At 64.9% G+C, this 19,854-nt stretch carries 18 protein-coding genes; 11 read left to right on the top strand and 7 right to left on the bottom strand.

From position 1 onward, the window contains the following. Positions 1–61 precede the first annotated feature (61 nt). The 6 genes from T31B1_RS15580 to T31B1_RS15555 form a co-directional block, all read right to left on the bottom strand. Positions 62–691 carry a bifunctional 4-hydroxy-2-oxoglutarate aldolase/2-dehydro-3-deoxy-phosphogluconate aldolase gene (locus T31B1_RS15580; RefSeq protein ID WP_353250449.1) on the bottom strand — a complete coding sequence of 210 codons (630 nt, stop codon included), beginning with the start codon at positions 689–691 and terminating at the stop codon, positions 62–64. Positions 692–764: 73 nt separating this feature from the next. Further along, positions 765–2,594 (bottom strand): phosphogluconate dehydratase, encoded by a 1,830-nt coding sequence (gene edd / locus T31B1_RS15575; protein ID WP_353250448.1) that lies wholly within the window; start codon positions 2,592–2,594, stop codon positions 765–767. A gap of 89 nt (positions 2,595–2,683) precedes the next feature. Continuing rightward, positions 2,684–3,379, bottom strand: a complete 696-nt coding sequence (gene pgl / locus T31B1_RS15570; RefSeq protein WP_353250447.1) for a 6-phosphogluconolactonase — start codon at positions 3,377–3,379, stop codon at positions 2,684–2,686. Beyond that, positions 3,376–4,905, bottom strand: coding sequence for a glucose-6-phosphate dehydrogenase (gene zwf / locus T31B1_RS15565; RefSeq protein ID WP_353250446.1), 1,530 nt, complete (start codon positions 4,903–4,905; stop codon positions 3,376–3,378). The genes pgl and zwf overlap by 4 nt, the downstream gene beginning before the upstream one ends. Before the next feature lie 167 nt (positions 4,906–5,072). Then, positions 5,073–6,074, bottom strand: a complete 1,002-nt coding sequence (locus tag T31B1_RS15560; protein WP_353250445.1) for an NAD(P)H-quinone oxidoreductase — start codon at positions 6,072–6,074, stop codon at positions 5,073–5,075. A gap of 55 nt (positions 6,075–6,129) precedes the next feature. Next, a complete protein-coding gene (locus T31B1_RS15555; protein WP_353250444.1) occupies positions 6,130–6,453 on the bottom strand; it encodes a DMT family transporter in 324 nt (107 codons plus the stop codon). A gap of 158 nt (positions 6,454–6,611) precedes the next feature. Here T31B1_RS15555 and T31B1_RS15550 point away from each other — a divergent pair, with 158 nt between their 5' ends. From T31B1_RS15550 to T31B1_RS15510, 9 genes are all read left to right on the top strand, one after another. Continuing rightward, complete coding sequence (locus T31B1_RS15550; RefSeq protein ID WP_353250443.1) at positions 6,612–7,070, top strand: RT0821/Lpp0805 family surface protein; 459 nt, start codon at positions 6,612–6,614, stop codon at positions 7,068–7,070. 72 nt (positions 7,071–7,142) lie between these two features. Further along, positions 7,143–7,589, top strand: coding sequence for an acyl-CoA thioesterase (locus T31B1_RS15545; RefSeq protein WP_353250442.1), 447 nt, complete (start codon positions 7,143–7,145; stop codon positions 7,587–7,589). Between the two features lie 24 nt (positions 7,590–7,613). Beyond that, positions 7,614–9,392, top strand: coding sequence for a CocE/NonD family hydrolase (locus T31B1_RS15540; RefSeq protein WP_353250441.1), 1,779 nt, complete (start codon positions 7,614–7,616; stop codon positions 9,390–9,392). A gap of 101 nt (positions 9,393–9,493) precedes the next feature. Then, entirely contained in the window at positions 9,494–10,273 is a 780-nt protein-coding gene (locus T31B1_RS15535; protein WP_353250440.1) for a DUF1295 domain-containing protein, read from the top strand. A gap of 54 nt (positions 10,274–10,327) precedes the next feature. Continuing rightward, positions 10,328–11,362 carry an SAM-dependent methyltransferase gene (locus T31B1_RS15530; RefSeq protein WP_353250695.1) on the top strand — a complete coding sequence of 345 codons (1,035 nt, stop codon included), beginning with the start codon at positions 10,328–10,330 and terminating at the stop codon, positions 11,360–11,362. Beyond that, positions 11,362–12,162 carry a hypothetical protein gene (locus T31B1_RS15525; protein WP_353250439.1) on the top strand — a complete coding sequence of 267 codons (801 nt, stop codon included), beginning with the start codon at positions 11,362–11,364 and terminating at the stop codon, positions 12,160–12,162. Before T31B1_RS15530 ends, T31B1_RS15525 begins: the two co-directional genes overlap by 1 nt. Before the next feature lie 222 nt (positions 12,163–12,384). Further along, entirely contained in the window at positions 12,385–13,398 is a 1,014-nt protein-coding gene (locus T31B1_RS15520; protein WP_353250438.1) for a DctP family TRAP transporter solute-binding subunit, read from the top strand. 31 nt (positions 13,399–13,429) lie between these two features. After that, entirely contained in the window at positions 13,430–14,116 is a 687-nt protein-coding gene (locus tag T31B1_RS15515) for a TRAP transporter small permease (protein ID WP_353250437.1), read from the top strand. Next, positions 14,113–15,396: a TRAP transporter large permease gene (locus tag T31B1_RS15510; protein WP_353250436.1), complete on the top strand. Its 1,284-nt coding sequence runs from the start codon at positions 14,113–14,115 to the stop codon at positions 15,394–15,396. The genes T31B1_RS15515 and T31B1_RS15510 overlap by 4 nt, the downstream gene beginning before the upstream one ends. Positions 15,397–15,528: 132 nt before the next feature. Here the strand turns inward: T31B1_RS15510 and T31B1_RS15505 are convergent, their stop codons facing one another. Further along, a complete protein-coding gene (locus T31B1_RS15505) occupies positions 15,529–16,770 on the bottom strand; it encodes a pyridoxal phosphate-dependent aminotransferase (protein WP_353250435.1) in 1,242 nt (413 codons plus the stop codon). A 196-nt stretch (positions 16,771–16,966) separates the two neighbouring features. Between T31B1_RS15505 and T31B1_RS15500 the strand changes: the two genes are divergently transcribed. Together T31B1_RS15500 and T31B1_RS15495 are read left to right on the top strand one after the other, a co-directional pair. Further along, complete coding sequence (locus T31B1_RS15500; RefSeq protein WP_353250434.1) at positions 16,967–17,980, top strand: D-2-hydroxyacid dehydrogenase; 1,014 nt, start codon at positions 16,967–16,969, stop codon at positions 17,978–17,980. 140 nt (positions 17,981–18,120) lie between these two features. Then, positions 18,121–19,575 (top strand): NAD-dependent succinate-semialdehyde dehydrogenase, encoded by a 1,455-nt coding sequence (locus tag T31B1_RS15495; RefSeq protein ID WP_353250433.1) that lies wholly within the window; start codon positions 18,121–18,123, stop codon positions 19,573–19,575. The last annotated feature ends 279 nt before the right edge of the window (positions 19,576–19,854 follow it).

Below are 19,854 nucleotides of genomic sequence, written 5' to 3'. Positions count from 1 at the left end.
GGCGGTTCGCCTGGAGCTCGCCCGACGGCGCGGACCGCCCGCTCATGCCGTCGGTCGGCAGTCAGCCGAGTTTGGCCGCGGCCGACGCCTGATCGGTGATCGCCTGCCAGTTCCCCTCGGCGACCGCGGTCTTGTCGACCAGCCAGGACCCGCCGACACAGGGAATACAGTCGAGGGCGAGATAATCGGGTGCGTTGTCGCTGGACACACCGCCGGTCGGGCAGAACTGCAGGTCGGGAAAGACGCTGGCATAGGCCTTGATCGCCTTCGGCCCGCCGACCACCGAGGCCGGAAACAGCTTGACCGCGTCGAGTCCGCGCCGCCGGTGATGGGCGATCTCGCTGACGGTCTGCGCGCCCGGCAAATAGGCCAGATCCAGCTCGGCACAGCGATCGCCGACTGCGTCGCTGATGCCGGGCGACACGATGAATGCTGCCCCGGCGTCGGAGGCGTTCTGTGCCTCCGCCGCCGTCCAGACCGTACCCGCGCCCACACAGATATCCGGCACGTGCTCGCCGATCGCCCGGATCGCATCCAGGCCGGCGGCGGTGCGCAAGGTGACTTCGATCACCCCTATGCCCCCGGCGAGCAGCGCGCGGGCGATCTCCACGCCCGCCTCGGCGGTTGGGGTGACCACCACCGGAATGACCGGCGAGATGGCCATGACCTCGCGAACCTGATGTCGTTTCATGAGCGGTTTACCTGCGGCGGTGCAAAAAACGGCGCCGACGACCGGCGGCCTCTACGGCGGCTCGAGCGCTCGATCAGACCTGCGCATCGATGAGCGCGCAGGCGCCCTGCTCGGCCGAGCCCACGTTACGCCGAAATACCGAGAACAGCTCACGGCCGAAGCCGTATTCGCTGTCGACGTCGTTGGCAAAGGTGGTCGGCTCGCGCGCTTCGAGCTCGGCCGTGTCCACCTCGACGTCCAGCGTACCGGCATCGGAGTCCAGCGCGATCATGTCGCCATCGCGGATGCGCCCGATCAGCCCGCCGAGGCTGGCCTCCGGCGTGATCTGGATCGCGGCCGGGATCTTGCCCGACGCGCCGGACATGCGCCCATCGGTGAGCAGCGCCACCTGGTAGCCCTGGTTCTGCAGCTGGCCGAGCGCCGGCGTGAGCTTGTGCAGCTCGGGCATGCCGTTGCCGCGCGGGCCCTGATTGATGACCACGATGACGGCATCCTGGTTGAGCTGGTCGGCCTTGTAGGCTTCCAGCACCGCCTCCTGATGCGGGAACACCCGCGCCTCGGCACGCACCGTGCGGTGTTCTTTCTCCACCGCCGAGACCTTGATGATGCCGCGGCCGAGATTGCCCTGCAGCACGTTGAGCCCGCCGGTGGGCGAGAACGCATCGGCGGATGGCCGCAGCACGTCGGTGTCGTGGCTTTCGCTCGCACCCTCGCGCCAGATCAGCTCGTCCCCGTCGAGGAACGGCTCCTGGGTGTAGCGGTGCAGCCCGTCGCCGACCACGGTCTTCACGTCCTCGTGTACCAGCCCCGCGTCCAGCAGGTCGCGGATCATGTACTGGATGCCGCCGGCGGCATGGAAGTGATTCACGTCCGCCGTACCGTTGGGATAGACCTTGGCCATCTGCGGCACCACCGCCGAGATCTCGGAGAAATCGGTCCAGTCGATCTGCACGCCGGCCGCCCGCGCGATGGCGACCAGATGCATGGTGTGGTTGGTCGAACCGGCCGAGGCGAGCAGGCCGACGATGCCGTTGACGATGGCTTTTTCGTCGATGATGCGGCCGATCGGGCGATAGTCGTCGCCGAGCGCGGTCAGCCCGACCACGCGCGCGGCCGCCGCCCGGGTGAGCGCGTCGCGCAGCGGCGTGCCGGGATTGACGAACGACGTGCCGGGCAAATGCAGGCCCATGAACTCCATGAGCAGCTGGTTGGAATTGGCGGTGCCATAGAACGTGCAGGTACCGGGCGAGTGATAGGACAGCGACTCGGCCTTGAGCAACTCGTCGCGGCCGATCTCGCCGGCGGCATAGCGCTCGCGCACCTTGGCCTTGATCTTGTTGGGAAGCCCCGAGGGCATCGGCCCGCCGGGCACGAAGATGGTCGGCAGATGCCCGAACGACAGCGCGCCGATCAGCAGCCCCGGCACGATCTTGTCGCAGATGCCCAGGCACAGGGCCGCGTCGAACATGTTGTGGGTGAGTGCCACCGCCGTGGCCATGGCGATCACGTCGCGCGAGAACAGCGACAGTTCCATGCCCGGCTGGCCCTGGGTGACGCCGTCGCACATGGCGGGCGTGCCGCCGGCGAACTGCGCCACGCCGCCGGCGGCCCAGGCGGCTTCCTTGATGATGGGCGGGAAATCGCCCAGTGGCTGATGCGCCGAGAGCATGTCGTTGTAGGCCGACACGATAGCCACGTTGGGCCGCTGGCCGGCGGCCAGCGCGTCCTTGCTGGGCGTGTCCTCGGCGGCAAAGCCGTGGGCGAGATTGCCGCAGGACAGATGGCCGCGGTGCGGGCCCTGACTGGCGGCGTGCTCGATACGGGCCAGGTAGTCGCCGCGCGTATCCCGGCTGCGCTCGATGATGCGCCGGGTAACGTCGTCTATGACGGGGTGCAGTGCCATGGTGATCGTCCCGACAGGCCGATGCCTGTCTCTTGTCAATGTTCGTTGGCTGGCTCGCAGGCCGTGGTGTGCGTGCGGGCCGTCACGGCTCAGGGCGCCCAGTACGCCGTGGCCGTCACGCGTGTCTGGTGCAGCATCGCACGCACGGGCAGTTCCGCGGTGGGACCATCGTCGAGCGCCCGCTCATAGACCTTGCGCTTGTCGTCGCCGAAAAACAGCAGATACAGGGCCCGCGTGGCCAGCAGACGGGTCGGCCCGAGGCTGATGCGTTCGATCCGATCGTCGTCGAACACCGGCACCACGCAATCGGCCTGGCTGGCCAGCAGCGTGTCGATATTGCGGGCATCGGGAAACAGCGATGCGGTATGTCCATCGGCCCCCATGCCCAGCACCACGGCATCGAAATGCGAAGGCATTTCGGCCAGCCGCCGGGTAATCACCGACAGCGCGCCCGTGGGGGTCCGGCCGGGCTGATAGAGACTTACCACGCTGGCCCGCGCGGCCCGATCGCGCACGAGCGTTCGCCGGAACAGGCCTTCGTTGCTCTGCTCGTGTGTCGGTGCAACCCAGCGCTCGTCGGTGGCCACGATGGATACACGCGACCAGTCCAGCTCGGTTTCGCTCAGGCATTCGAACAACGCCACCGGCGACGACCCGCCGGCCAGTGCCAGCGCCGCGCGCCCGCGTGCGTCAATCCCCGCGGCCAGGCGCTGGGTGATCTCAGCGGCCAGCGCCCGGCTGGCCTCGTCGCGATCGTCGAACGTGAGCATGGCCTGTCGGTTCATTGCTTGATCTCTGCGTGTTTTTCGCTATCGAGCGCGTTCTGGCCAGACGCCGGGTTGAACCAGCGCCGCCGATCCCGGTCGACGAGCATCACCGACTGGGTCGGCCCCCAGCTGCCGGCCATATAGTCCTCGGGCTGGATATCCTCCGCCGCCCAGTTGTCGATGATGCGGTCGATCCATTGCCAGGCGGTCTCGATCTCGTCGCGACGCATGAACAGCGCCGGATTGCCGCGCAGCACTTCCATGAGCAGGCGCTCGTAGGCATCCGGATAATTGACCGCGAACGCATCCGAAAAATGCAGGTTCAACGGCAGGCTGCGCATACGGAACCCGCCCGGCCCGGGCTCCTTGGTCATCAGCGTCAGCTGTACGCCCTCCTCGGGCTGCAGGCTCATCACCAGCCGGTTGGGCTCCAGCGTCTGATCGCCGAAGATCGAATGCGGCACGGGTTTGAACTGGAACACGATCTGCGACATCTTGCGGGGCATGCGCTTGCCGGTGCGCAGATAGAACGGGGTGCCGTTCCAGCGCCAGTTGTCGATCTCGGCCTTGATGGCCACGAAGGTCTCGGCGTGCTGGTTGGCTGCGCGCACGCCGGCCGCTTCGCCCTCTTTCGTGTAACCGGGCACCGGCGTGTCGTCGATGATGCCCGCGGTATAGCGCCCGCGCACCGTGGCATGGGCCACGGATTCCTCGGTGATCGGCTTGAGCGAGCGCAGCACCTTGATCTTTTCGTTACGAATATCGTCGTGGTGCATGCTGGCCGGCGGCTCCATGGCGACCAGGCACAGCAGCTGCAGCATATGGTTCTGCACCATGTCGCGCAGCGCACCGGTACGTTCGTAGAACTCGAAGCGATTGCCGGCACCGAGCTCCTCGGCGACCGTGATCTGTACATGGTCGACCGCACCGCGCTCCCACAACGGCTCGAACAGCGAATTGCCGAAGCGCAGCGCCAGCAGGTTCTGGACCGTCTCCTTGCCCAGATAATGGTCGATCCGGTAGATCTGCGATTCGTCGAAGACCGCGCCGACCGCGTCATTGACGGCACAGGCCGAGGGGTAATCCTCGCCGACCGGTTTTTCGAGCACGATGCGCGAGCGCTCGTCGACGAGCCCGGTATCGTGCAGGTGATGAGACACCGGCCCGAACAGGGACGACGCCGTGGCCAGGTAGTACACGCGCACGCGCGCATGCTCGGGGTCGAGCGCCGCACCCAGTTCCGCCCAGCCGTCGTCGCCGGTCAGATCCAGGCGGCGATGGCGCAGACGCGAAGAGAACCGCGCCCAGACATCGGCATCGACCCGATTGGGCGCGAACTGCCGGTCCAGCGCATCGCGGACCCAGTCGGCATAGCCGGCATCGGTGATATCCGAACGCGAGACGCCGACGATCAGACTGTCGTCGCTGAACTGGCCATCCCGATCGCGGTGATACAGCGCCGGCAGCAGTTTGCGCTCGGCCAGATCGCCGGTGCCGCCGAAGATCACGAGGTCGAACGGATCGACCGGTACGAATTCAGCCATGGTGTCGTCGTCTTTTCGGTCTGTCGTCTTTCACAAGCATGAACCGTGCAAGACAGGCCCGCACAGGCACGAGCGTGGTCTCAGCCTACCACCGCGCACCCGAGCGGTACCGATTGTCGTCTGCGGATGACATCCGCCACCCGCAGACGATGCCTGGCCGGCGCCGATCAGTCCCGCACCAGCACCAGCTTGCCGGCGTGCTCGCCGCCTTCCATGGTGCGATGCGCCTCGACGGCTTCCTCGAAGGCGAAGGTCTGATCGAGCACCGGCTTGAGCCGGCCGGCCTCGAACAACGGCAGCAGCCGGTCGTTGAACTGCTGGGCGAGCATGATCTTGCGCTCGATCGGCAGGCTGCGCATGGTCATGGCCGTAACGGTCAGCCGGCGCCTGAGCAGCTTGCCGATGTTGATCTCGGTCTTGGGGCCGCCGATCACACCGACCTGCACCTGACGGCCTTCATCGCGCAGCGAGTCGAGGTTGTCGGCCAGCGCCGGGCCGCCGACGAAATCCAGAATCACGTGAGCACCGCCGGTCGCTTCCTGGACCTGTGCGGCCACGCCGTCCTTGCCGTCCTCGAAGCTCAGATCGAAGGCATAGTCGAAGCCCATCGCCTTGAATCGGGTATCCAGATCCTCGAGTCGGGCCTGACTGCGACTCGTGGCGATGCTGCGCGCGCCCAGCGCGTTGATGAGCTGCAGCCCCGCCTGGCCCACGCCCGAGGTCGCGCCCCGTACCAGGGCCCACTGCCCGGGCGCGAGTTCCCCGACCAGGAACAGCGCGCGATAGGCGGTGAGAAACGCCTCGGGCATGGCCGCGGCATGCGCCCAGTCGTAGTGCTGCGGCACCGTGAGGGTGTCGCGTTCGTGGGTGACCAGCCGCTCGGCATAGGCCGCGCCGCCAATCAGGCCCATGACCGGATCGCCCACCGCGCGCGTGAACACCTTGTCGCCCACCGCAATCACCTCGCCGGCGTATTCCAGCCCCGGGCACCGCGCGTCGAAGCCCTTGGGCGGCGGATACCCGCCCTTGCGCTGGATCACGTCCGCGCGGTTGATGCCGATGGCCTTGATATCGACCAGCACCTCGTTCGGCCCCGGCTGCGGATCCGGCAGCTCGCCGAGCTGCATTGCTTCCGGCTTGCCGGGCTCTTCTACCAACCATGCACGCATGATGTATTCCTTTGGATTTCGATTGAGTGTGTCGAGTCGTGTTCGCCCGGACGCGTTAATGGCTCGCCGACAGGTTGAGGCCCACCACTCCGGCCAGAACCAGCGCAATACAGGCCATACGCCAGGGCGTCATCGCCTCGCCGAAGAACAGGGCCGCGATCACCGACATCAGCACGATACCCAGCCCCGCCCATATGGCGTAGGCGATGCTGATATCGATGCGTCTCAGCGCCAGCGTTATACAGGCGAACGAGGCCAGATAGAACACCGCGATGCCAAGCGTCGGCCACAGTCGCGTCAGGCCATCGGAGAGCTTCATGCACGTTGTCCCCGCGACTTCGAGCAGGATGGCGGCGCCCAACAACAACCAGCTCTGCACAGCGACTCCGGTGAATTCCCAGTGCGAAGCCTAACGCCGGCACTGCATGCCGGCCAGTCGTCCGGCGCCGGTCGCCGTCACCGGTGGTTTTTGGGTAAACTCGAAGCGACCAGCCGGGTTTCATTGCGCCCGGTCCCACCGTTCACGGAGAGTTAGGAATGACGAAGACAATAAGCCTGGTCGCGGCGATGCTGCTTTCGATGGCCACTATCACCGGTTGTGCCAACTGGCAGAACTCCGATACCGGCACCGTACTCGGCGGCGTGGCCGGCGGGGCCCTGGGTTCGCAGATCGGCAGCGGCACCGGCACCACCATCGCCACCGTCGTCGGCACGCTCGCCGGTGCAGCGCTGGGCAACCGGGTCGGCTCGCGCTTCGACCAGCGTGATCGCAACCAGTTCGGCACGGCACTGGAATCCAACCAGACCGGCAACACCTCGACCTGGACCAACCCGGACACCAACAACAACTACTCGGTCACGCCGACCAACACCTATAACAGCGGCAGCCAGCCGTGCCGCAATTTCACCATGAACGCCAACGTCGACGGCAAGCCCGAAAAGGTCAACGGCACCGCCTGTCGCCAGTCCGACGGCACATGGAAGGTGCAGTCGTAGACCGGCGCATTCGAGCCGTCATACAAGCCGGGCCTCAGTGCCCGGCTTTTTTATTCCACGAAGGACACCGTCATGGCCCGCAACGTGCCGACCCGTAACGAATACCGCTGGTTCTGCGACATGCCCACCCGCTGGATGGACAACGATGTCTACGGACATGTCAACAACGTCACCTACTACTCGTATTTCGACACCGTTGCCAATCGCTATCTGATCGAACTCGGCGGCCTGGATATCCATGCGGCGCCGGTGGTCGGCTTCGTGGTCGAGTCGCGGTGCCAGTACCACGCGCCCGTGGCCTTCCCCGAACCGCTGGAAGCCGGAATCCGGGTCGAACATCTGGGCAGCCGTTCGGTGACCTACGGCATCGCCATCTTCAAGGCCGGCGAATCGTCGGCCAGCGCCCACGGCAGCTTCGTGCACGTGTTCGTCGCCCGCGAAACCGGGCGGGCCGCTCCTGTACCGGACGACATTCGCGCCGCGCTGGCGGCAATCGCCGTCGAGCCGGATGAGCCCTGAAGGGCCCGGCAGGAGAGCGCACGCATGAACACGCCCGCCCCGCCCCATGCGGCCGGCCGCGCCGACACACCGGTGTCGGCCGCCGATTATCACGCCGAAGTAGTCAACCCCGACGACGGCACGACGATCGCGATCACGGTCATGCAGCCGGCGCTGGACGCCGGCGCATGCGCACCGCTGATCCTGCACGGTCACGGCTTCGGGGGTGCACGCCTGGGCGGCCGCGAGCAGCGCTCGATCTACGAACGTCTGTCGGGCGGGCTGCTGCCCTCGGCCGAAGCGGCACGGCGGGCGGCCGAGGCCGGCTATTTCGTGATCAGTTTCGATCAACGCGGGTTCGGCGAATCCGCCGGGAATGTCGAACTCATGGATCCGGCGCGCGAAGGCGCCGATATCCGCGCGATTCTCGACTGGGCCGAGCAGTCGATGGCCCATCGCGAGCACCTGGCCTGTCGCGATGGCCGCCTCGTGGCCGGCGCACTGGGGCTGTCCTACGGCGGCGGCTATCAGCTGATCGCAGCGTGCGTGGACGACCGGCTGAGCGCGATCGTGCCCACTGCGGCCTGGCACGACCTGAGCTACAGCCTTGCACCGGACAACGTCATCAAGACCACCTGGGGCGCCGGCCTGGTCGCCCTTGGCGCACCGGCATCGGGCATCGATCTGGATCCGATGCTATACCGTGCGCTGGTCGAAGGTCTGGCGTCGCCGCTGACCGGTCAGGGCCTGTCCGACGGCGTGCGCGACACCCTCTACAACAATAGCCCGGCCTCGTTCTTCGACGGCCGGCTGGCACGCGACGGCGCGTTCGTGTCTGCACCCAACAAACGTCGCCCGCCCGTGGTCGATGCGTTGTTCATCCAGGGGGTCGGCGATACGTTGTTCAACCTCAACGAAGCGCAGGCCAACGCCGAAGCGCTGCGTGCCAACGGCTGTCAGGCGCACGTGATCGGCATGCGACATGGCCATAGTCTGCCGCTGCTGCAGAATATCGATCGCATCGCCTATCAGACCGAGGCGCAGCTGCACTGGGGGTCGTCCCAGTACGAGACCGCGGCCCTCGAGCTGGGCTATCTCGACTGGAAGCTCAAGGGGCACGCGCTCGAACACCCCATCCCACCCTGCACCATCAGTCTCGACGACGGACACGGGCTGAGCTTCGACGAGCTGCCCCGCGGACGGCGCGCAGGCGGCCGACGGCTGGAATTCAAGGCACAGGCAGTCACCGGCGGGCTGGATCTGCTGCTCGGTCTTTTTCGCCAGGACACCCTGGGCGGGCTGTCCGATCTCGTTCGCGGCACCGCCGCCAACGCGCGTGCGGCGGTGCAGCGCCTGTGGGACAGCCGCGGACGCGAAGCCCGCCCCCACGATACCGGCCTGCTGGCACAGCTGGTCAACGCGCTGCCGACCGAACATCTCGACGAACTGGCCAGCGGTGGCGTGTTCGTATCGCTGTCCCGGATCGAGCGCGACGATCTGGCTGTCATCGGTATCCCCGAAGCGCGCGTGCACATCACCGGCGATGCGCCGTCGCCGGTGGCCTTCATGGGTCTGGGCCTCAAGCGGGCGGGTCGTCGTGCCACGCTGCTGATCAACGACCAGCTACGTCCGATTCGCGGGCTCGGCACACGCGATATCCGGCTCAACGGGGTGGCCGAGCGGCTCTACGAAGGCGACGAGCTGGGCCTGCTCATCTACGGCTTCCATCCGCAGTTTCTGACCAGCTTTTCGGCCATTCCCGGCCGTCTCAAGGTCCGCGGCTGGATCGATCTACCGTTAATCGAGCGCACCGACCGCCGATAGACATGACATGACCTCGCGGCGAATAAGAGCATCGTGATCGGCCGATGCCGCGTAGGGGACTGGTAATCTTGGCGACCCTGCTCACGGACTCGGGAACACACATGACCGCACTTGCGGCCTTCGGCATCGGCCTGGCCACGGCAGTGATACTGCTCGTGCTGGTATGGATCATTCAGCTTTTCACCCGCAATGCGGGCCTAGTGGATGTCGTCTGGTCGGCGGCGGTCGGAATCCTGGGCGCCGAGTATGCGCTGGCCGGCGATGCGCCGGGTATCACCCGTGTGTTGCTGGCCGCCCTGGCCCTGACGTGGGCGTTCCGCCTGGCCGGTTATCTGGCCGTACGCATGCGCGGCGCACCGGAGGATTCCCGCTACGCGGCCGCACGCAAGGCCTGGGGACGGCGCGCCGATCTGTACATGCTCGGTTTCTTCATCTTCCAGGCGGTCGTCGCCGCGGTATTGTCGATCCCGTTTCTGGTCGTGGCCTATATGCCCGAGGCCCCTGCGATCTGGGTGGTGTTGCTGACGCTGCTCGTATGGTTCGTGTCGGTGGTCGGCGAAGGCACCGCGGATGCGCAGCTCAAGGCGTTCAAGTCGCGGCCGGAGAATGCCGGCAAGGTCTGCCGTGAAGGACTGTGGCGTTATTCGCGACATCCGAACTATTTCTTCGAATCGCTGCACTGGGTCAGCTATGTCGTGCTGGCGATCGGCGCACCGTACTGGTGGGCCACACTCGGCAGCCCGATCCTCATGGCCTGGCTGCTGCTCAAGGTCTCCGGCATACCGACCATCGAAGGCAAGGACGCCGCCGACAAACGCGAAGGCCACGACGAATACGTTCGCACCACGAGCGCGTTCATTCCGTGGCCCCCGAAAAGATAGCCCTCAGGAGCCCAAGCATTGGATAGTCTGCCCATCGAACTGTGCGAACGCGGCATGGTCCCGGATCGCATAGCCCGCGCCGGCATGCGTCGGTTGATCGCCACCCGGCTGACCAGTCCCGAGGCCACCGATCCGGAGGTTCGCGGCGAGCACATGCGTGCGTTTCTGCAGCGTGCGTCCACCGGGCCGATCGCCCAGCACACCGCCGATGCCAACGCCCAGCACTATGAAGTGCCGGCCGCCTTCTTCAAACACGTGCTCGGCAGCCATCTCAAATACAGCGGCTGCCTGTTCGAGCCCGGTATCGACAACCTCGATCAGGCCGAGCACGCCATGCTGGCGCTCTACGCCGAGCGGGCGCGCCTGCGCGACGGCCAGACCGTACTCGACCTGGGCTGTGGCTGGGGGTCTTTTGCGCTCTGGGCCGCCAAGCGCTACCCGCGCTCCCGTATCCTCGCGGTGTCGAACTCGGCGACCCAGCGCGCGGCCATCGAAGCCATGGCCGGCGAGCGCGGCCTGGACAACCTGACCGTGCAGACCTGCGATATCAACGTCTTCGATCCCGGCAGCGCCCGGTTCGACCGGATCGTGTCGGTGGAGATGTTCGAACACATGCGCAATTACCGGGAGCTGTTCGCTCGTATCAGCCGCTGGCTGGCCGACGACGGCCGCCTGTTCGTGCACGTGTTCGCCCACAAGACGCTGGCCTATCCGTTTCAGGACGACGGTGAATACGACTGGATGGCCCGGCATTTCTTCACCGGCGGCATCATGCCGAGCGAGAACCTGTTCGCACGGTTTCAGAACGACCTGATACTGCGCGAGTCCTGGTGGCTGTCCGGCAGCCATTATCGCGATACGGCCAACGCCTGGCTGGATCGCATGGACCGTGCGCACGATGAGATCCAGTCCCTGTTCGTCGACACCTACGGCCAGCGCGATGCCGCGCGTTGGCTCAACCGCTGGCGCATGTTCTTCATGGCCGTGGCCGAACTGTTCGGCTACGACCAGGGCAACGAATGGGGCATCGCCCACTATGTGTTCGCGCCGCGTGCGGCGGCGCCATCCACCGGCCCGGAGACCGCCTGATGAATTCGACCCGTTTTCCACAGCCGCGACTGATCGCGATCGCTGTGACGCTGCTGTCCGCCGGCGTCCCGATTGCGCACGCTCAGCCCGCCGACGACATGCGCTGCTTCAACGGCTATGCCTACACGCTCGATGGCGGCGATTATCGCTATACCGAACATCACGAACAGCATCTGTCGGCGGGCAAGATCCAGACCTGGGATGTGACCTATGTCGGCCGCAAGGGCCAGACGATCGCCACCAAGCACATGGATTTCACCGCCAACGATACGGTGCCGACCTATACGCTGGATATTCCGGCCGACGGGTATCGTGAAGGCATTCGCCGGGACGGCGACGACTGGATCATGTATCGCCAGGAGTCCGCAGACAGCGACGAACAGACGAAATCCTTCAAGATTCAGCCGCCGATGGCCGCGGACAGCGGCTTCAATGCGCTGGTCCAGCAGAACTTCACCGCGCTCGAACAGGGCAACACGATCGCCTTCCGATTCGCGGCCGCCGGCCGACAGGCCGTCATCAATCTGAAGGCATCCAAGACCGGGACCACCACCTTCGAAGACAAACCGGCCGTCGTGTTCGATGCCGAACTGGACATGTTCCTCGTCAATTTCTTCGTGGATTCGCTCAAGCTGACCTACGATCCGGACAGCAAGCGGCTGCTCGAGTACCGCGGTATCGGCAACATGCACGATGCCTCCGGCAAGGTGTATCCGGTCCGCGTGACCTATGCCAGCGAACTGCCGGACGTGGCACGCGCGAACGGAGCACCGGCCGACGGCTGCGGCGCGCTCGACTGATCGAACGTGCGCGTTTGAAATGAAGCGATGGTGCGGCTCATACGGATCCCGTCGACCGCTGGCCATACCACTAATCGCCAATTCGCGGCCTGCTCGATGTGTACTAGCGTATGCGTATCCCGTACGTGGCACCCCATGCCCTACGGCTATCGACGATCGCCCGCCGGCCCGGCCGGCAGGTGACGTCATTCGCACAACGACACTCGAACGAGGCCCTGCTCAATGCGCCAATCCCGTCTGTTCCATGCCCTGATCGCGATCAGCTGCGCGCTCGCGTTCACGGTTTCCAGCCATGCCTTCGCTGCCGATGGCCAACCCATCGTGATCAAGTTTTCGCACGTGGTGGCCAATGACACGCCCAAGGGCGAAGGCGCCCAGCTGCTCCAGAAGATGGTCAAGGAGCGTCTGGGCGACAAGGTCAAGATCGAGGTCTATCCGAATTCCTCGCTGTATGACGACACCAAGGGCCTGAACGCGCTGTTGACCGGCGACGTTCAGCTGCTCGCGCCGTCGATGGCCAAGCTCGGTCAGTACAGCAAGAGCGTCCAGCTGTTCGATCTGCCCTTCCTGTTCGACGACCTCGACGCAGTCACTCGTTTCGAACAGGGCGACGGCGGCCAGAAGATTCTGCAGTCGATGGAAGGCCACAACATTCTGGGCCTGGCCTATTGGCACAACGGCATGCGCCAGTTCACCGCCAATCAGCCCCTGGTGGTGCCGCGTGACGCGCGCGGCCTGAAGCTGCGCGTGGAGCCGTCCAACGTGCTCGCCGCTCAGGTCAACGAACTGCACGCCATTCCGCGCAAGATGGCTTTCGGTGAGGTCTACCAGGGTATGCAGACCGGCGTGGTCGACGGTCAGGCCGGCAATACCTGGTCGAACATCTACAGCCAGAAGTGGAACGAAGTCCAAAGCGACATGACCGAGTCCAACAGCGGCGTGCTCGACTACATGCTCATCACCAACGCCAAGTTCTGGAATTCGCTGCCGGACGACGTCCGTTCCGAGCTCGACGACATCATCGCCGAAGTCACCAAGACGGTGAACGACAAGGCAGGCGAGCTCAACGAGCAGGCCAAGCAGCAGATCATCGATGCCGGCGGCACCGAAATCCACGAACTCGACGCCGATCAGGTCAAGGAATGGCGTGAGGCCATGACGCCCGTCATCGAGCAGTTCAGCGACGAGATCGGGCCCGATCTGATCAAGGCAGCACAGCAGTCGAACAAGTCGTAGGCCGGTCTTACGACATTCGACGGACGCTGCCATGGGTCTGATCCGTTTATGGAACCGGCTGGAAGAGGCCCTCGTGGTCTTCTTCCTGACCGGCATGACACTCGTGACTTTCGCCTATGTGGCGGTCACCAATCTTTACGGTCTGTTCTACGATCTGGGCGATGCGGTGCCTTCGCTGGAAACGCCGGCCTTCGCGGTCGGCGATTTTCTTCTGACTCTGGGTCAGCAGATGACCTGGAGCCTGGCGGTGACCACCACGTTGTTCGCCTGGCTGATCTTCATCGGCATCGCCTACTGCGTACGCGAAGGCGCCCATATCGGCGTCGACCTGCTCGTGCGTCTGTTCCCCGAGCGCCTTCAACGGGTCTTCGGGGTCGTCGCCTGCCTGATCTTTATCGGCTATGCAGGGCTGCTGATGGTCTCGAGCTTCACCTGGCTGCAGTCGCTGATGGTCAACAATATCGGCGCCGAGGATCTCGATGCCTTCGGCATCAAGGAATGGCACGTGGCGCTGGTCGAGCCCATCGGCATGGCGCTGGTCATCGCGCGCCTGCTCGAGGTCATGGTGCATATCGTGCGCGGTCGTCAACTCGGGCTGGAACGCAGCAACGAGGCAGGCGATGCGTTGTCGCTCATGGAGCGTGAGCTGGAAAACAGCCGGCAGGCCGAGCAAGCCGCCGTGGCCGACAGCGCATCCGATACGCGGGGGTCCCGATGACCATCGCGTTTCTGTTCATCGTTCTGTTCGTGCTTATGTTCATCGGCGTGCCGATCGCCGTGTCGCTGGGTCTGTCGAGCGCATTGACGATCCTGCTGTTCAGCAACGATTCGCTGCAGTCGCTGGCAATCAAGCTGTTTGCGACATCCGATCACTACACGCTGCTGGCCATTCCGTTCTTCCTGCTGTCGGGTGCGTTCATGACCAGCGGGGGCGTGGCGCGACGGCTGATCGATTTCGCCAATGCCAGCGTCGGCCATATCCGCGGCGGTCTGCCGATTGCCTCGGTGCTGGCGTGCGTGCTGTTCGCGGCGCTGTCGGGCTCGTCGCCCGCCACGGTGGCCGCGGTCGGCTCGATCGTGATTGCCGGAATGGTGCGTTCGGGCTATACGGAGTCGTTTGCGACCGGCATCGTGTGCAACGCCGGCACGCTCGGCATCCTGATTCCGCCGTCCATCGTGATGGTGGTCTACGCAGCCGCCACGTCGACCTCGGTCGGCAAGCTGTTCATGGCCGGCGTGGTACCCGGCGTGGTGCTCGGCCTGCTGTTGATGATCGCGATCTATGTGATCGCCCGCATCAAGAACATGCCGGCACAACCGAAGGTCAGTTTTCGGGAATGGCTCACCACGGCGCGCAAGTCGCTCTGGGGCCTGCTGCTGATCGTGATCATCCTCGGGGGCATTTACACGGGCATCTTCACGCCGACCGAAGCCGCCGCCGTGGCGGCGGTGTATGCGGCGTTCGTGGCCGTGGTCATCTATCGCGACGTACGTATCCGCGATTGTCCGCGGGTGGTACTGGATGCGGCCAAGCTCAGCGTCACGCTGATGTTCATCATCGCCAACGCGATGCTGTTCGCGCACGTGCTGACCACCGAGCAGATCCCGCAGACGATCACCCAGTGGGTGGTCGAGCAGGGCTTTTCTCAGGTCGGTTTCCTGCTCGTGGTCAACGTGGTCCTGCTGGTGGCCGGCAGCTTCATGGAGCCATCGGCGATCATCCTGATCCTGGCCCCCATCCTGTTCCCCATCGCCACCCAGCTGGGCGTCGACCCGATCCATCTCGGCGTAATCATGGTGGTGAACATGGAGATCGGCATGCTCACGCCACCCACGGGGCTCAATCTGTTCGTGGCCTCGGTGGTGACCGGGCAACCGTTGACCAAGGTGATCCGTGCTTCGGCACCCTGGCTGATCCTGCTCATCGGGTTCCTGCTGCTGATCACCTATGTGCCGATCGTCTCGCTCGGTCTGCCGAATATGCTCGGCATGCCCTGATCGGCTCGACGAGCGGCGCGTTCGCGAGGCGGACCTCAGGGAATGAAAAAGGGCCGGCGTCGATGACGCCGGCCCTTTTCTTGCCGCCGATACGGCGAGCGCCGGCCCCGCGGCGTTCACCGGGGCACTGTACTAATAGCCGCGGAATTCCGGCTGGCGCGCCATCCAGGGCTGCATGCGTTCGAAGGCTTCCTCGATCTTTTCCATGGACGTCGAATAGCTGATCCGCATCAGATTGTTGGAATCCTCGCCGAAGGCGTCGCCCGGAATCACGCAGACGCCGGTTTCCTCGAGCATGCGCATGCACAGATTACTGGCATCCACTCCGTTGGGCAGCGACGGCGCGATATAGAACGCGCCCTGTGGCCAGTAACCGGTCAGGCCGGGCGTATCGGCGACCAGATCGACTACCCGATCGCGGCGACGCGAGTACTCGGTAACCATTTCGGTGATACAGCTCTGGTCGCCCAGCAGTGCGGCGACGCCCGCCCACTGGGCCGGCGTACTGGCGACCGTGGTCGTGAACATGTGATAGCGGCGCAGCGTACGGATGGTGTTCTGATCGGCCACGATCCAGCCGACACGCAGCCCGGGCATGGCATAGGTCTTGGAAAAACTCGAGACCACCGACACGCCGTCGAGATCGGTTGCGCAAGACAACACGCTCGGGTAGTCGATATCGTCGAGTATGAGGTTGTCGTAGACCTCGTCGGAAAGGATCTCGACGCCGCGATAGGCCGCTTCCTGGCACAGCCATTCGATCGTCTCGCGCGGATAGACCGTACCGGTCGGGTTCGACGGCGAATTGAGCACAATGGCATGGGTGTTCGGCCCGATCATCTTGATGATGCGTTCGGGATCGATCTGATGGCCTTCGCTGGCCTTGGTCGGGACGGTGCGTACCTGTCCGCCGTTCATCCGGATCAGCGGCGCGTACAACAGGAACGTCGGGTCGGCGATGATGAACTCGCGGCCCGGCGCGGCCATCGCCGTGAGCATCAGGTAAATGCCTTCGGTGGCCCCCGTGGTAACCAGGAAGTTGTCTTCCGAGAGCGTGCTGCGATACTTGTTGTTGTAGTAATCCTTGAGCGCGGTCAGCAGCTCCGGCAGACCGGCGTCCATGGTATAGCCTGTCTGACCGGCTTCCAGCGCGTGGATATGGGCGTCGATGATATGCCTCGGGGTGGCGAAGTCCGGCTGGCCGATCGACAGATGCACGACGTCGTCGAGTTCGGCGGCCCGATTGACCATGCGCCGGATGCCAGAGACCGGAATCGCGTGCATCGCCGGGTTCCAGACCATGCGGCTGCGCACATAGCGCTCGCCCGGATCGGCCGCCAGCACCTTGTTGCTCGTTTCCAGATTCGCAGCCATGCCCACCTCTTGTTGGAAAAATTCGGTAGCGCCCCAGCCACCGATATCGCGAGCGTATGCAGGTCGTAGGAGCCCGGTCAAGACAAGATTCCGCCAAGCCTGCACGGGTTTGTGTTGACGCAGCTCAAGGCCTCTGGGTACCGTGCGCCATGGCCACCGTCCGCACGCTGCTCCAATCGGGCTGCCCACTGTATTCATGAGCGATTACCGCACGCCCCGCGGCCCCGAGCCCGCCGACCCGCCCGTTCGCATCACCGTGCTCAGCGACAGTGCCGAAGGGCCCGAAAGCCTGGCCCGGCTGCACGACATCGCCGATCTGCGCATCGCCTGCGACGAGGCCAGTCTGCGCGCGGCCCTGCCGGGCAGCCGTATCCTGTTGGTGACCGATTTCCGCACCGAGTCGCTGGAGGCCGCCTGGGATGCCGCCGATTCGCTCGAGTGGGTGCACGCGGCCAGCGCAGGCGTCGACCAGTTGATGTTCGACGCGCTGGTCGACTCCAGTATTCCGGTGACCAACGCCCAGGGCATCTTCGATCGTTCGATCGCCGAATACGTACTGGGCGCGATCCTCGTATTCGCCAAGGACACACGCAACAACATTCGCTATCAGCACGCCCACCGCTGGGTTCATCGCGATACCGAGACCATCGAAGGCAAACGGGTGCTGGTGGTCGGCGCCGGTTCGATCGGCCGCGAGATCGGCGCGCTGTGTCGTGCTGCCGGCATGGGCGTCGCCGGTATCGCGCGGCGCGAACGTCCTGCAGATGACGTCTTCGACGCGGTATACGCGGCCGACACGCTCGACGAACATCTGGCCCGTGCCGACTACGTGGTGGTCGCTGCGCCGTTGACCGACGCCACCGAAGGCTGGTTCGACGCGGGTCGGTTCGAGGCCATGCCCGAGCATGCGCGTTTCATCAATATCGGCCGCGGGCCGATCGTGGTCACAGACGACCTGGTCACCGCGTTAGAGACGGGCCAGATCGCCGGCGCGGCTCTCGACGTGTTCGAGAGCGAACCGTTGCCCGGCGACCATCCGCTCTGGGACATGGACAACGTACTGATGTCGGCACACATGGCCGGCGACTTCATCGGCTGGCGAGACGCGCTGATCGACCAGTTTCTGGACAACCTGCGCCGCTGGCAGTCCGGCGAGCCGCTGTTCAACGAAGTCAGCAAGCGTCATGGCTACGCACCGGGCGGGCAATGACGCGCACGCGCGCCGATCAGGGTTTAAAAACATGCCGGCGCCCTGATAACTGATAGACAGACGGCACTGACCGACCGCCGGCGCTGTGCGTGACCGGTCGTGCCCCCGGATTTCGCCGAACCGACAGGACCGAGGACAACATGATCGAATCGTATCTACTCAAGAATATTTCCGGCTATATCGACGGCCAGTGGGTCGACGCGGACTCCGGACGGACGGTCGAGGTGCTCAACCCGGCCAACGGCAAGACCCTGGCCGAGATCCCCTACATGGCGGCCGACGAAACCGCACGCGCAATCGCTGCCGCCAAGGCGGCGCTGCCCTCGATGCCCGATGTCGCCACGCGTCGCGAATGGCTCGAAGACACCCGCGATGCGCTGATCGCCGAAAAGGAAGAGATCGGCCGGATTCTGTGCCTCGAGCATGGCAAGCCGTGGAAAGAAGCCCAGGGCGAAGTCGAGTATGCGGCGAGCTTCTTCGATTATTTCGCCAAGAGCATGGAAGACGGCCTGGCACCCGAGGAGCTGGCCGACAAGGTCAAGGACTGCACGTGGACCGTCTACAAACGCGCGATCGGCGTGGCCGGCCTGATCACCCCGTGGAATTTTCCGATCGGCATGATCGCCAAGAAGATTGCGCCGGCAATCGCCGCCGGCTGTCCGGTCGTGATCAAGCCCGCTACCGAAACGCCGCTGACCATGATCGCGATGTTCCAGATCATGCACGACCGGCTCGATCTGCCCAAGGGCGTGATCAACCTGGTAATGGGCAGCTCGAAGGAGATCGGCGGCGAACTGATGAGCTCGCCCGACGTACCCATGATCTCGTTCACCGGCTCCACCGGCGTCGGCCAGCTGCTGATCGAGCAGTCCCGGCAACACGTCAAGAAACTCGGCCTGGAACTGGGGGGCAACGCGCCCTTCATCGTGCTCGATGACGCCGACCTGGATTCGGCCGCCGATAACCTGATCGCCAACAAGTTCCGCGGTTGCGGCCAGACCTGTGTCTGTGCCAACCGGATCTTCGTGCACTCCAATGTGTACAAGGAATTCACCGACAAGGTCGTCGAGAAGGTGAAGGCGCTCAAGGTCGGCGACGGCATGGACGAGGACGTCGATATCGGCCCGCTGGTCAACGCCGCCGGCTTCGACAAGGTCCACGATCACGTCAAGGATGCGCTGTCCAAGGGCGCGACACTGGTGGCCGGCAAGCACCCGGACGAGCTGGATTCCGACAAGAACCTGTTCTATCCGCCGACCGTCATCACCGACGTCACCCACGACATGCTGTGCTGCCAGGAAGAGACCTTCGGCCCGCTGATTCCCATGATCGCGTTCGACACCGACGAACAGGCGGTCCAACAGGGCAACGACACCGAGTTCGGCCTGGCCTCCTATGTCTTCGGCAAGGATGCCAAGCGGGCGCACAAGATCATCGCCCAGCTGCACTTTGGCCATTGCGGGTACAACACGGCCACCGGCCCGGCAGCCCATGCGCCCTTCGGCGGCATGCTGCATTCGGGTATCGGCCGCGAAGGCGGCCACGACGGCCTGCTGGAGTACGTCGAACTGCAAACCGTGCCCGACGGCAGCTGATTCGACGGCTTCGAACCCGGATCGATCGAGGCGGCCTTCGGGCCGCCTTTTTCGTGTACGCCAAGTATCGCCCGCATACGACGCTACGGCGGCCCGGCCGTTCCCACCGTCTGGCTCGACTGTGAACACGAACGGTCCGCCAGATGGCTCTCGGGCCCGCACTACGTCCTGCCGCTACCGGACGAAGGCCGAGACAGGCCTATCGACGGTTCGGGTTCGTGGTGCGGCTTTCGTCGTCGCTATCGCCGCCGAACAGATGATGGCCGTACACGCGTGCAC

The sequence above is a fragment of the Salinisphaera sp. T31B1 genome (assembly GCF_040361275.1).
Taxonomy (GTDB): Bacteria; Pseudomonadota; Gammaproteobacteria; order Nevskiales; family Salinisphaeraceae; genus Salinisphaera.
This window is presented reverse-complemented; position numbering and strand designations above follow the sequence as displayed.